The sequence below is a fragment of the Niallia sp. genome, from assembly GCF_031978665.1.
Classification (GTDB): domain Bacteria; phylum Bacillota; class Bacilli; order Bacillales; family Cytobacillaceae; genus Niallia.
This window is the reverse complement of sequence record NZ_DALZDK010000012.1, coordinates 103123-117025: the sequence shown is the minus strand read 5'-3', so window position 1 is coordinate 117025 and position 13903 is coordinate 103123. Positions and strand designations below refer to the sequence as shown.

Annotated in this window: 13 protein-coding genes; all 13 read left to right on the top strand. The window is 36.0% G+C overall.

What is annotated here, in order from left to right; all coding sequences use genetic code 11:
• The first annotated feature begins 321 nt into the window (after nucleotides 1-321).
• Nucleotides 322-834: a YceD family protein gene (locus tag RTL21_RS08785; protein ID WP_312095355.1), complete on the top strand. Its 513-nt coding sequence runs from the start codon at nucleotides 322-324 to the stop codon at nucleotides 832-834.
• A gap of 93 nt (nucleotides 835-927) precedes the next feature.
• Complete coding sequence (rpmF, locus tag RTL21_RS08780) at nucleotides 928-1101, top strand: 50S ribosomal protein L32 (protein ID WP_312095353.1); 174 nt, start codon at nucleotides 928-930, stop codon at nucleotides 1099-1101.
• A gap of 192 nt (nucleotides 1102-1293) precedes the next feature.
• Nucleotides 1294-1743 carry a 2-thiouracil desulfurase family protein gene (locus RTL21_RS08775; protein ID WP_312095351.1) on the top strand — a complete coding sequence of 150 codons (450 nt, stop codon included), beginning with the start codon at nucleotides 1294-1296 and terminating at the stop codon, nucleotides 1741-1743.
• A gap of 154 nt (nucleotides 1744-1897) precedes the next feature.
• The gene (locus RTL21_RS08770; RefSeq protein ID WP_312095349.1) at nucleotides 1898-2464 is read left to right on the top strand and encodes an RsfA family transcriptional regulator; all 567 of its coding nucleotides are present in this window, start codon (nucleotides 1898-1900) and stop codon (nucleotides 2462-2464) included.
• A 472-nt stretch (nucleotides 2465-2936) separates the two neighbouring features.
• Nucleotides 2937-3854 carry a 2-dehydropantoate 2-reductase gene (locus RTL21_RS08765; RefSeq protein ID WP_312095347.1) on the top strand — a complete coding sequence of 306 codons (918 nt, stop codon included), beginning with the start codon at nucleotides 2937-2939 and terminating at the stop codon, nucleotides 3852-3854.
• The gene (locus RTL21_RS08760; RefSeq protein WP_312095345.1) at nucleotides 3847-4242 is read left to right on the top strand and encodes a DUF3397 domain-containing protein; all 396 of its coding nucleotides are present in this window, start codon (nucleotides 3847-3849) and stop codon (nucleotides 4240-4242) included. Before RTL21_RS08765 ends, RTL21_RS08760 begins: the two co-directional genes overlap by 8 nt.
• A 342-nt stretch (nucleotides 4243-4584) precedes the next feature.
• Nucleotides 4585-6219 (top strand): bacillithiol biosynthesis cysteine-adding enzyme BshC, encoded by a 1635-nt coding sequence (gene bshC / locus RTL21_RS08755; RefSeq protein ID WP_312095343.1) that lies wholly within the window; start codon nucleotides 4585-4587, stop codon nucleotides 6217-6219.
• 277 nt (nucleotides 6220-6496) lie between these two features.
• Entirely contained in the window at nucleotides 6497-6928 is a 432-nt protein-coding gene (gene mraZ, locus RTL21_RS08750) for a division/cell wall cluster transcriptional repressor MraZ (protein WP_312095341.1), read from the top strand.
• Between the two features lie 65 nt (nucleotides 6929-6993).
• On the top strand, nucleotides 6994-7926 hold the full coding sequence (gene rsmH, locus RTL21_RS08745; protein ID WP_312095339.1) for a 16S rRNA (cytosine(1402)-N(4))-methyltransferase RsmH: 933 nt from the start codon (nucleotides 6994-6996) through the stop codon (nucleotides 7924-7926).
• Between the two features lie 24 nt (nucleotides 7927-7950).
• Nucleotides 7951-8310: a cell division protein FtsL gene (gene ftsL, locus RTL21_RS08740; protein WP_312095337.1), complete on the top strand. Its 360-nt coding sequence runs from the start codon at nucleotides 7951-7953 to the stop codon at nucleotides 8308-8310.
• Nucleotides 8311-8313: 3 nt separating this feature from the next.
• Nucleotides 8314-10437, top strand: coding sequence for a penicillin-binding protein (locus RTL21_RS08735; RefSeq protein WP_312095335.1), 2124 nt, complete (start codon nucleotides 8314-8316; stop codon nucleotides 10435-10437).
• Nucleotides 10438-10599: 162 nt separating this feature from the next.
• Nucleotides 10600-11505: a nuclease-related domain-containing protein gene (locus RTL21_RS08730; RefSeq protein ID WP_312095333.1), complete on the top strand. Its 906-nt coding sequence runs from the start codon at nucleotides 10600-10602 to the stop codon at nucleotides 11503-11505.
• Nucleotides 11506-11944: 439 nt separating this feature from the next.
• Nucleotides 11945-13855 (top strand): stage V sporulation protein D, encoded by a 1911-nt coding sequence (locus RTL21_RS08725; RefSeq protein WP_312095331.1) that lies wholly within the window; start codon nucleotides 11945-11947, stop codon nucleotides 13853-13855.
• The last annotated feature ends 48 nt before the right edge of the window (nucleotides 13856-13903 follow it).

Here is a 13903-nt window from a genome sequence, read left to right as displayed (position 1 = left end):
TACGCTGGACTATATTTAAAGACATAAATAATCAGTATATGGAAGTAATCTTTATTTAAGAGTTAAATTAGAGATTGTTCCTCTTTACAGATTATCTATTTTGTTTTGTCCAGCTTCAAATATTAAATGAAATAGCAGAGAAATAATCTTTCTATTGAACTTTTGGTTGCAATTCTGTTGAATATGGGTAGAATAGAAAAGAAATCATGAAATAAGTAAGGGATTAATACCTTTATTGCTTATTTTTTACTGTAAAGACAAAATATTGACAAATAATTATATGAAAGCTATAATTACCTTTGTTGCCTTGGGGTGATATATATGAAATGGACGTTAAGCCAGTTACAAAAATTTCGAAGTAAGGGATTGCCAATTGATGAAACAATAAATATGGATGTGATCAAAGAAACAGATCCAACCATAAGAAGAGTATCTCCTATTCATATAACAGGACGTACAGATATTGATTCAACGAAAGTGACTTTTCATTTAAATATAAAAGGATCTCTCGTGCTACCTTGCTCTCGTACTTTAGTAGACGTGGATTATCCAATTAATGTTGAAACAACAGAAACCTTCCTATTAAAAGTTTCAGAATATGAAACAGACGAAGAGGAAGTTCATCAGGTAAAAGGGGATGTAATTGACTTAAATCCAGTTATTGCAGAAATACTTTTACTTGAGGTACCGATGCAAGTCTTCTGTGAAGATACAACAGAAGAGGGTGCTCCTCAATCAGGTAATGATTGGGAAGTAATTCAAGAGCAAGATTTACAGGAAAAGAAAGTAGATCCTCGTCTTGCTGGACTTGCTAAGTTTTTTGAAAATGAGTAATTAAACTCATAACCAATTATGCAAAAGAAAAATGTGAGATTGGAATCATCTTTTCTCATTACTTTCTTAATACTCTTTAAGGAGGTGGGACGAATGGCTGTACCTTTTAGAAGAACATCTAAAACTGCAAAGAGAAAACGTCGTACACATTTTAAATTACAAGTGCCTGGTATGGTAGAATGCCCTAGCTGTGGTGAAATGAAACTTGCTCACCGCGTATGCAGCGCTTGCGGAACATACAAAGGGAAAGAAGTTGTAAGCAACTAATATCTTTTTTGTTGATCAAAAAGCACAAGAACTTAGGTTCTTGTGCTTTTTTCCATTTATCGCTATTTTCGTAAAAATAAATGCGATAAAATAGAAGAAAGGAAAATATACCTGTACAAAAAATACTTATTGGAATTAAAGTCTTTTTACAAAGTAATAGGAATACATACTAATCAGATAAGGGGAGAACAAATGATTGTCGTTAGTTCTTGTTTAGCAGGATTAAAGGTTCGGTATAATGAAACCGATTGTTTAGATGAATCCATGGAAAAGCTATTAAATGATAAAAAAATCAGAACGGTTTGTCCAGAGTTATTGGGTGGATTCTCTACTCCAAGAGAGCCTGCAGAGATTATTGGCGGGAATGGCTATGATGTTCTCGATGGGAAAGCAGTTGTACAGGATCGTAAAGGGAATGATGTTACCCAAATGTATATTAATGGGGCTTTTAAAACGTTAGAATTTATAAAAAGCTTGAACCCGGAAATGGTAGTCTTAAAAGAAAATAGTCCTTCTTGTGGAAGTAGCTTTATATACACAGGCTGTTTTGATGGTACAAAAAAGGACGGGGTGGGTGTGACAACTGCTATTTTAAGAAGGAATGGCATCAAAGTGATTTCAGAGAACGAATTATTTCAATGAGTTGCTATTTCTAAAGGGTTTGCTGATTTTGTAAGGAGTTTATTTAGTTGATAAAGAGCATTTTGTCAATTTTCTTTTTTCAATGAGGAATATTCAGTCTATCTTTTCTAGTAGATGCATATGTATGAATAAAAAACACTAGGAGGGTTTACTGATGACAACAACAAGACAAGATGCTTGGTCAAAGGATGAAGATATTCTGCTTGCAGAAATTGTTCTTCGTCATATTAGAGAAGGCGGAACACAGCTTCAAGCATTTGAAGAAGTAGGAAAGCTATTATCGAGAACAAGCGCAGCGTGTGGATTTCGTTGGAATTCATATGTACGCAAACAATATAAATCAGGTATTGAACTTGCTAAGAAACAAAGAAAACAATTAAAAAAGACAATTGGAACAGAAGAATATACTGCAGACGAAGTAATCGTCAAGCCTTCTGCTTCTCCAATACCAGTCCAGAACCAATTCGATGAAATGATGCTCTATTTAAAAGACTTATATGATAAAGCGAGTAAGTGGGAGCAAGAAAATATAGATTCTTCCACTGTTAAAGAGAAAACAAAGGAATTAGAAGAAAAACTTACGATATTAAAGAAGGAAAACGAGGAGTTGCAAAGTGAATTAGACTCCATGGAAGGCGCCTATAAAGCATTAGTGGAGCTGATGGAAAAAGCAAGACAAATGGTGGTCTTTAAAGATGAAGATAAGCTGCCAAAAGTCTAATTAAGAATCATCCTTCTTATATTCATAACTGTTTTGGGTACTAAAATGATCATAAAATATCTCTTTTGCAGGAGGTAGCCTATAAGTGAAGGGTACTAATCCGCTCGACTCCTGCTTTTATAATTGCGATCTATCGGAGCATTGCTCACTCGCCTCTTGCAGGAGAGAAAGTGAACGGCTGCTTTGAAATAAAAAGGCAACTAGTAATATTCTTTTGAATTAGTTAAAGCCTTGATTCGTATCATCTTTACTTCCTCTTAAACTTCGCATTTTTCTCATTAAAAAGTTCAAAATTTATTTCTATATTTTGCTTCATATTTTTGTCTCCTGCTTATCATCCTTCTATAAGAAATATTACCAAATGCCTCCTTTGACTATTTTTTTTCTTTTCCTGATCTTTTCTTACTAACAAACTTTTCAGAAAATGTTAATATAGAACTAACAATAACTTGAAACGGTAAAGGAGCCTCTAATGGAAATTGGAATTATTGGAGCTGGTGCAATTGGTTTATTATGTGCATACCAGCTAAAGGAAAAGCATGATGTTACTTTATACGTGCGGTCTAAGAAACAATATGAGCTGTTAAAGAACCATGGTATTTATTATAAAGTGAATGAGGAAAAGAAGGCTCGAGCAATAAAGGTTCGTTATTTTACAGAATGGAATGGTGGAGACGAACTTACAATTGTGACAGTGAAGCAATATCAATTAGCGCCAATTTATGAAAAGATGCAGCTACTTGGAACGAAAATAAAAGCAATATGCTTTTTACAAAATGGGATGAGTCACTTAGAGAAAATCATGGACTCTAAAGTTGCTAATATAATGATTGGGATAGTAGAGCATGGGGCCATGAAGGAAGATGACCAAACAGTAGTCCATACCGGTATTGGAGCTATTAAACTTGCTTGTGTCAAAGGAGAGATGGACGAGATTCTTATCTCGTTAACTACAGCGACTAATCATTCCTTTCCATTATTATATGAACCTGATTATATAACGATGATGCAAAAAAAATTAGTGGTAAATAGTATTGTAAATAGTTTAACAAGTATTTTGCACGTGCAAAATGGTCAATTACTGCAAAATAGTTATTATTATCAATTAACGAATTTATTTATGAACGAAGTGTTGGAGATTTTATCTATAAGAGAAGCCGATAGAAAATGGTACTCTGACTATTGTTTTGAGGTCATTCGAAATACGGCCTTAAATAAATCTTCGATGCTAAAAGATGTAGAGGCTGGGAGACAGACAGAAATAGACGCCATTTTGGGATACATAATAGAAGAAGCAAAAAAGAAAAACATAGACGCGCCCTTTGCAACTGCTGCTTATTTAATGATTAAAGGAAAAGAACGAGGAAGAGAGGAGTATATCAATGATTAATTTAACTTCACAGCTCATTAGTTTTCTCGTTGTATTTCCGATTTTTACGTTGTTTATTGTTTTTGTTATTAGTAAGCTGATTACAAAAAAGCATCGATTTTCCATACATCTAGCACTAGATATTAGCACCATCTTTTTTGTTCTTTCGGTGCATTTTCTGATTCAGTCTATTTGGAATACATCCCTATTAATATATATTATTATTTTTATCTTGTTGATCGGAATGATATTTGTTATTATTCATTGGAAAATAAAAGAGGAAATGGATTATAAAAAAATATTTAAAGGGATTTGGCGAGTAACATTTATGCTTTTCTTCACTTTCTATATTGTATTGGTTATTTACGGCCTTGTGCTATCTATTCTAAAGGCGATGGAAATTGTATAAAATAATTATCTGTAAAATGAACAATAAGCTGGCAATGAATAGGGGGCAATTAACTAGCAGATGCTAGAAGCAATTAGTATTAATAGCCTTGTTGAGTAAATTAGCTTTTTAGAAGAAAGAACAATCAAGCAAATAAAAAAGGTAGTAAGCAACTTTTTTTCTTTTATGTAAAAGGGATGCTATACTTTTCTATGTAACGAAATAATTTGAATGATAATAGATGTTTTTTAGAAGTGCTAGCTGAATGAGAAGCGTGTGGCAGGACTCCCACTATTGAAGAGTCCATTAAAAAAGAAAGAATACATAGAAGGAAAACTTGAATTGGAGAAAGGAAGTACATAGATGGAGATGATAAATCTCTCTTTGCCTGTGGCAAATAAGTTCGTAACAGATTACTTAGAACAAAAGAATAGCATGAAGGAATTTTTTCATTATTCTTATCTTGATAACGGTAGCTATGAGAAAAGATTGAAAGAATTAGAAGCAAGGTCGTTTATGAGAAATGAGGTTGCTGATTATATTGAAAGATATATGAAAAATTTTCCTCAAAGTGAAAAAGTGAGGCAATCCATCGGAAAATTAAGACGGGAAAATAGTGTGGTTGTTATAGGAGGGCAGCAGGCAGGTGTCCTTACTGGTCCGCTCTATTCCATTCATAAGGTGATAAGCATTATTCTTTTAGCTAAACAGAAAGAAGAAGATTTAGGAATTCCGGTTGTACCGGTATTTTGGGTGGCAGGAGAGGATCATGATTATTTAGAGATTAATCATATTTATACACCAAGTAAGGAAAAGATGAAAAAAGTTGTGTATCCACAAAGGGTGTTGGATAAAAGAATGGCCTCAGATACTGCGCTTGATAAACAGGTCTGTTTAGACTGGCTGGAAACAATTGTTGAATCATATGGTGAAACCGAGCATTCTAAGCCTTTACTGCAACTTTTGCAAACAGCTGTCCATGAATCCAAAACGATTGTTGATTTCTTTAGCTATATGACAATGAGTCTATTCAAAGATTATGGATTGCTTTTGGTTGATTCTGGTGATAAAGAAATTCGTAAGTTAGAGAAAGAAATTTTTCTAAAACAAATCAATGAATTTCAAAAATTAGCGAATGCAGTATCTGAACAGCAGAAGTTAGTGCAGGAAAATGGTTATTCTCTTGTTATCGAAATGGCAGAAAATCCGGTTAACTTGTTCTATTATGATGAGGTAGAGCAAGAAAGAGTGTTGCTGCAATACGACAAAGAAGAAAGTCGTTTTATCGGAAAAGATAAAACAGTATCTTTTACTATCGAAGAATTAAGGGATATAGCAAGTGAATTCCCTCAAAAATTAAGTAATAATGTTGTAACAAGGCCAATAACGCAAGATCTTCTCTTTCCAACACTGGCATTTATTGGCGGACCAGGAGAGATTGCCTATTGGGCAGAGCTTAAGTCCGCGTTTGAGCACTTAGGAATCAAGATGCCACCGGTCATTCCACGTTTAAATATTACTCTCTTAGAGAGAAGTGTGGAAGCAGACATAGAGGAATTAACATTATCAATCAAGGATGTTTTGATCAATGGAACATCTGCAAAGTGTGAGCAGTTTTTACAATCCGTTTCGAATGAAAAGATTACACAGTTACTAAGTGAATTGAAGGATGCAATTGGAGTCAAGTATGATCAGCTCGAACAGGAAATGAAATCAGAGTATAAGGGCTTATTGCCGTTAATGGAAAAAAATGAAGCGTTTTTAGTAAGCCAAGTGGAGTTTTTACAGAATAAAGTAGATGCTTCGGTGAAATTAAAGCATGAAGTAATCGTGAATAAGTTTAACCGCATTGAACAAAATTTAAAGCCAGAAGGTTCTCCTCAAGAAAGAATCTGGAATATTACTTATTTCTTAAATAAGTATGGACTCGATTTCCTAGAAGAAGTTATGGAATTGCCAATGGCCTTTGATGGAACGCATAAAGTGGTTAAACTATAAGGAAATATAGAGCCGCCCTATTTATAGGGCGGTTTTTTTGTGTGTTTTCGTAGATTTATGCCTTTCTTATGAAATTTTTTGGAATCTCCTCTTATTGGGAAAAAAATATTATAAAGCGATTTCGATACTTCAAAAATATCAATAAGAGCATTTTTAAGTCTTTTCAAAATTATTAATTTTATTGCAGGAAATAAACAAAATAGATAGAATTAAATTTAATAGTGGAGGAAAGTGGGGGATTGTGGTACATTGAGGTTAGAAAGTGGGGGACAAGGGTATGTTTATGGGGGAATATCATCATAATGTCGATGCAAAAGGACGTATCATTGTGCCTGCAAAGTTCAGAGATAACTTAGGTGAAACCTTTATCCTAACCCGTGGCCTCGATCGATGCCTATTCGGTTACCCACTTAGCGAATGGGAGATAATAGAAGAAAAGCTTAAGCAATTGCCTTTAACGAAAAAGGATGCTAGAGCATTTACCCGTTTTTTCTTCTCCGGAGCAACAGAATGCGAAATTGATAAACAAGGTCGCATAAATATTGCGTCGCCCCTATTTCAATATGCGCAACTAGAGAAGGAATGTGTTATTTTAGGCGTTTCTAATCGTATTGAAATCTGGGATAAACAAGAGTGGGAAAATTATTTTTCAGAATCAGAGGATTCTTTTGCAGAAATTGCAGAGAATATGATTGGATTCGATATTTAATTTTTTTCACGAAGTACATAATCATTTATTACTTACCAGAAAAATTTATAGACAGGTGTGGATTCATGTTTAATCATACAACAGTTTTACTAAATGAAGCGGTCGATGCCCTCCATATTAAACCAGATGGAATCTATGTGGATTGTACATTAGGCGGAGCAGGGCATAGCGAGTTAATTCTTTCCAATTTATCAGGCAGTGGAAGATTAATAGCGTTTGATCAAGATGAAGTGGCAATAAAAAATGCAGAGCAAAAATTAGCTCCGTATAAAGACAGATTAACGATTGTAAAAAGTAATTTTCGCTATTTAGAAGAAGAAATTCAGCACTTAGGACTTACACATGTAGATGGTATTCTTTATGATTTAGGTGTTTCTTCCCCGCAATTGGATACTCCAGAGCGTGGATTTAGCTATCACCATGATGCACCACTAGATATGCGTATGGATAATGAAGCAGATGTTACGGCATATGATGTTGTAAATTCTTGGTCCTATGAATCGTTAGTTAAAATTTTCTTTCGGTATGGGGAGGAGAAATTTTCCAAGCAAATAGCAAGAAAAATCGAGGCAGCAAGAGAAAATCAACCAATCGAAACAACAGGAGAACTGGTTGAATTAATAAAAGAGGCCATTCCAGCACCTGCAAGAAGAAAAGGCGGTCATCCTGCCAAAAGAGTTTTTCAGGCGATACGAATTGCAGTCAATGATGAACTAGGTGTTTTTGAATCGTCGTTAGAGCAAGCCATTAAGTTATTAAATCCAGGCGGAAGAATTAGTGTCATCACGTTTCATTCCCTTGAAGACAGAATCTGTAAGTCGGCCTTTAAAAAAGCAAGCGACCTACCACCATTGCCACCAGGAATTCCGGTTATTCCAGATGAATTTAAACCGGAATTGAAATTAATAACAAGGAAGCCAATTACTCCGTCAGAAGAAGAATTAGAATTTAATAACAGAGCGAGATCAGCAAAATTACGTGTTGCTGAAAAACAATAATACATGCATGCAGGAGGTAATTAAATGAGCAATTTAGCTAGAAAAATTCAACAGGATCAATTTCAGCAACAAGAAGAAAAACAGTCGGTTAAACAGGTTTTTAAACAAACCAAATCATTATTATCTCCTGGAGAGAAGATTTTAGGAGTTGCCTTTGTAGCGATTATTTGTTTTGGCGGTGTGAAAATCGTAAGCAACCAATCGGAGATTTATCAAGTGAACAAAGAGATTCAAGTAACACAAAGCTCTGTTAATTCTATTGAAAAATCAAATAAGGAATTAGATACACAAGTAAAGGATTTAAGCAGCTTTGAGCGTTTGCGCGAAGTAGCTGGAAAACTAGGTCTAGATTTTAGCAAAGACAATGTAAAGGTTGTGCATTAAGCAATGATTCGAAAGCAACCTAATATTAATTTTGGAGCAGCCATCCTATTTGTTTTCTTTTGTCTGCTCTTTTTTGTTTTAGTTATTCGTTTTGTTTATATTCAGGCAACAGGAGAAGTATCAGGAGTGGAGCTTTCTGCACAAGCAGAAAAGAAACATAATACATCCCGTGTGTTAGATGCATCAAGAGGTAGTATTCTAGATCGAAATGGAGAAGTAATCGCAGAAGATGCTGTTTCCTACAAGCTTGTTGCTGTAACCGACGCCTCATTAAGTAAGAATTTAGATAAAAAAGTGCATGTGGATGATCCAGAAAAGACGGCTAGAGAGTTAGCCAAATATATTGATTTACAAGAATCAGAGATTTATAGAATTTTAACAAAAGAGGGAGCCAAACAAGTGGAGTTTGGAAAGGCAGGGAAGGACCTCTCCTATGAAACGAAAAAGAAAATTGAAGATTTGAAGCTCCCTGGCATTCAAATCGTTGAAGGGAAAAAGAGATTTTATCCGAATGGCGTTTTTGCGTCCCATGTAATCGGATATGTAGAAGAAGATGAGGGCAAAGAAACGGGCCGACTCGGCATCGAAGAAAGCTTAAATAAAATGTTAACAGGTACTAATGGTAGCATGGAGTATAGCAAAGATATATGGGGATATATTTTACCAAATAGCAAAGATAAAATTGAACCAGCGCAAAATGGTAATGATGTTTATTTGACACTCGATAAGAAAATTCAATCCTTCTTAGAGGACACAATGAATAAAGTGAATGATAAATACAATCCTGCGAAAATGATTGCAATCGTAGCTAATCCAAAAACAGGAGAAATTTTAGCGATGAGTCAAAGACCGTCCTTTGATCCAGAAACAAGGGATGGTATTACAGATTCTTGGCATAATGAAGCAATTGAAACGAATTATGAACCAGGATCTACAATGAAAATATTCACTTTAGCCGCTGCTGTTGAGGAAGGCGTATTTAACCCAAATGAAGAATACAAGTCCGGTAGATATGAGGGAATAGGCGATCATAACGGCGGTGTAGGCTGGGGATCTATATCCTATTTAGAAGGTGTTCAACGATCTTCCAATGTAGCCTTCGCTAAACTTGCTAAGGAAAAAATAGGCTTTGAGACGTTTAGGGAATATTTAACGAAATTTGGTCTAGATCAACCAACAGGTATTGACCTACCAAGAGAAGCGAATAGTTCCATTGTTTTTAACTGGCCAATTGAAAAAATTACAACTGCGTTTGGACAAGGTACGGCTCTAACACCAATCCAACAAATTCAAGCAGCAACAGCTGTTGCTAATGATGGGAAAATGGTGAAGCCATACGTAATCGAGCAAATTAAAAATCCGAATACAGGAGAAATAATTAAAAAAGGTGAGACACAAGTGACGGGAACACCTATTTCTGCTGCAACGGCAAAAGAAGTTCGCGATATTCTTGAAACAGTTATTACAAGTCCCAAGGGAACAGGATACAAAAAATTCAATATTGATGGATATGCTGTTGCTGGGAAAACGGGAACCGCACAAATTCCAAAAAGTGGTGGCGGCTATCTAACTGGCAGCGAAAATTATATTTTTTCATTCTTAGGAATGGCTCCAAAGGACGATCCGGAATTGATTATGTATGTAGCTGTCCAGCAGCCAGAGCTTAAGGAAACGGAAGTTGGTTCTGAGCCAGTTGCCGAAATTTTCACATCTGTCATGAAGAGTAGTTTGCAATATATGGATATTGTCCCGACTGAAGAAAAAGTTTCTAAACCAATTGAAATTCCGAATTTAAGTGGAATGACCGCAGAAGAGGCGAAGAAAATTCTCAAAGATAAAGGATTAAATGCTATTGTTATCGGAAACGGTAAAACAGTAGAAGGTCAGCTTCCAAACAAAGGGGACACTTATCTAAAAGGGGAAAAAGTAATCATAAAGACAAATGGCACAGAAACAGTCCCAAATATGAAGGGCTGGTCCATACGCGATGTTTTAAAAGTAACAGAACTAAATCAGTTAAAGCTTGAAAGCTCAGGAAGTGGCTATGTATCTTCCCAAAGCATAAAGGCAGGCTCGAAGGTAAAGGAAAATGACAAGTTAACAATTAAGCTAAAAGAGCCGGAGTAAGAAGGAAGAGCTTCACTACATTTTGGGATGTGGTGGAGCTTTTTTAGTTTGGTAATGATGGAAGCGTTCGTTGGTTGTAATGTATACTAGATTAGGAGTTCATCTAGAGATAATTCTCATAGTAATGGGCCAATTGAAAATATATTAGGAGGTTGGACAAGTTTGTATAAACAAAGGCAGAAACCACAAGAATTAGCTTTGTTAAAATCATTAAATAGCCGGATGGAATTATCAGATGAAATGAAGCTAAATTACTACAATCATTTGAAAGGCTGGGAAGGTGAGCGAAGATTTGATGCATTATTGGAAAAATTTACGGAAGATTATGTTGTATTAAATGATTTATTACTGCAATCGAACCAAACCACATTTCAAGTCGACTCTTTATTGATAGAAGGAGAAGCTCTTCATCTCTATGAAATTAAGAACTATGAAGGAGATTTTTACTATGAAAAGGAGCGATTCTTTAAGCGTTATAATAAAATGGAAATCAATAATCCTATTACTCAATTAAAACGAACAGAGTCTTCATTAAGACAATTAATGCATCAGCTTGGCTACTCCATTCCAATTATACCTCATGTTGTTTTTGTAAATCCTGAATTCACCTTACATCAAGCTCCTCTTCATTTGCCTTGTATTTACCCCCCTCAATTAAATCGTTATGTTAAATCAGTAGAAAAGAATATAACTAAAGTAAAAAAACAGTATATTTCCTTAGCGGAAAAATTGATAGCCCTTCATCTGGATGAATCACCTTACCGAAGAGTTCCAAGCTACACTTATGATGAGCTTAAGAAAGGAATCCTTTGTGATACATGCAGCTCATTGATTATTTCAACAGAACGTTCCTTGATTAAATGTGATGCATGTGGATATACAGAAAGTTTGGAGGAAGCTGTTTTACGAAGTGTGGAAGAGTTTAAGCTACTTTTTCCAGAACGAAAGATAATGACAAAAGAAATTTATGACTGGTGTCTGATTTCAGGGGACAAGCGAAGAATTAAGAGAATATTAGATAAGCAATACACACTTATAGGGGTACATCAATGGGCATATTATGAGTAAAGGTGTGAGAAAAAACAGAGTTTGTTAGAGGGGGAGAATATGGTGTTTTTGTAATGGGTTGAAGGCTGGAATTGGTAGAAGCGTGAGAGAGAGTGGTGTTCATTAGAGGGGGGAACGCTGGAATTGGTAGAAGCGTGAGAGAAAGTGGTGTTCATCAAAGGGATGAAAACCAAAATTAGCAAAGGAGCAAGAGAAAGTGGTGTTCATCAAAGGGATGAAAACCAAAATTAACAAAGGAGCAAGAGAAAGTGGTGTTCATCAAAGGGATGAAAACCAAAATTAGCAAAGGAGCAAGAGAAAGTGGTGTTCATCAATGGATCAACCCCACCACAAAAACCCCCATTCCTCCTCCAAACTAACTAACAAATACTCCACGTTCTATTCCTTTTCGTACAAGCATATATTTTAATCGAGCTAGTATAAAGGGGGTTCCATCTGTATGCGGGTTTCAAACGTAACCGTCCGGAAGCGATTATTGACAGCATTAGTTGCTGGGATAATTATTTTCCTTATTATTGATGCAAGATTAGCGTATGTTCAATTTTTTCTAGGGGACGAGCTTACAACTAAAGCGAAAAATTTATGGAGTCGACAAATTGCTTTTGAGCCTGAGCGAGGAGAAATTTTGGATCGCAATGGCATAGCGCTTGCGACTAATGTCAGTGCGCCAACGGTTTATATAGTACCACGCCAAATTAAAGATCCAGCGAACACAGCGGAAAAGCTGGCGAAAGTATTGGAAGCAGATAAAGAATCTGTATACAAGCAGATTATTCAAAAGGAGATGAGTGTTCGTATAAAAGAAGGGCGGAAAATTACGCACGAAAAAGCGAAAAAAGTTCGCGCGCTTGATATAGATGGTGTCTATATTGGAGAAGATTCCAAGCGATCGTATCCATTCGGAAATTATTTATCCCATGTCTTAGGGTTTGCAGGTATTGATAATCAAGGACTAATTGGTTTAGAGCTAGAATATGACGACGAGTTAAAAGGGAAAAAGGGATCTGTTCAATATTATTCGGATGCCAAAGGACAAAGAATGAATGATATGGCTGATGCCTATGAGGCGCCAGTGAATGGAAATGATTTAGTGCTAACAATTGATACAAAGATCCAAACGATTGTAGAAAGGGAATTGGATATTGCAGAACAAACCTATGATCCAGAATCGATTATAGCGCTTGCGATGAATCCGAAAACTGGAGAGGTATTGGCAATGTCAAGTCGCCCGGGATTCGATCCATCTGACTTCCAAAATGTAGATTCAACGGTCTATAATCGGAATTTACCAATATGGAGTTCCTATGAACCAGGTTCCACTTTTAAGATTATTACGTTGGCGGCAGCTCTGGAAGAAGGAAAAGTAGATTTAGATAAGGATACATTTTATGACAAAGGGTATGCAGAAGTTGGTGGAGCGAAGCTGAAATGTTGGAAGCGAGGCGGTCATGGTTCGCAAACATTCCTAGAAGTGGTTCAAAATTCTTGTAACCCAGGTTTTGTGGAATTAGGAGAACGCCTTGGAAAAGATACACTGTTTCAATATATTCGTGATTTTGGGTTTGGTCAAAAAACAGGCATTGATTTACAAGGAGAGTCAAAAGGAATTTTGTTTAACATGGATAGAGTAGGACCAGTTGAGCAAGCAACCACAGCGTTTGGTCAAGGGGTTGCGGTCACACCAATCCAGCAAGTAACAGCATTATCTGCAGCCATTAATGGCGGAACCCTGTATACCCCTTATGTAGCAAAGGAATTAATCGATCCGACTACAGGGGAAGTAATTATGGAGAAAAAGCCTGTTGCAAAAAGAAAAGTTATTTCAGAAGAGACATCCAAAGAAGTGAGAAGAGCATTAGAAAATGTTGTAGCAAAAGGTTCGGGGGGCAAAGCCTTTGTAGAAGGCTATCGAGTTGGTGGAAAAACAGGAACAGCCCAAAAAGCATCGGGAGGAAGATATTTAGAAAATAACTATATCCTTTCCTTTATCGGCTTCGCACCTGCTGATGACCCAGAATTAGTTGTCTATGTTGCAGTAGATAACCCAAAAGGAACGGTCCAATTTGGTAGTGCTGTTGCAGCGCCAATTGTTGGGGCGATTATGGGAGATAGTTTAAGAGCGCTAGGCGTGGAACCTCGTAAAGATCAAATTGATAAAGTATATAAATATCCAGAAAATCCATTAATCGAAGTGCCAGATCTTGTCGGCCAAACGAAAAAAGAAATTAGTGAATTGTTTATTAATCTTAAAATAGAATCAAGTGGAAGTGGGGACACCGTTATAAAACAATCTCCAGAACCTGGAACAAAAGTAAAGGACGGATCCACAATATTGATTCAATTTAATTAATTGGATAAAATGCGGCCGGGGTCATTCGTGCCGCTTCTCTTTTTATCC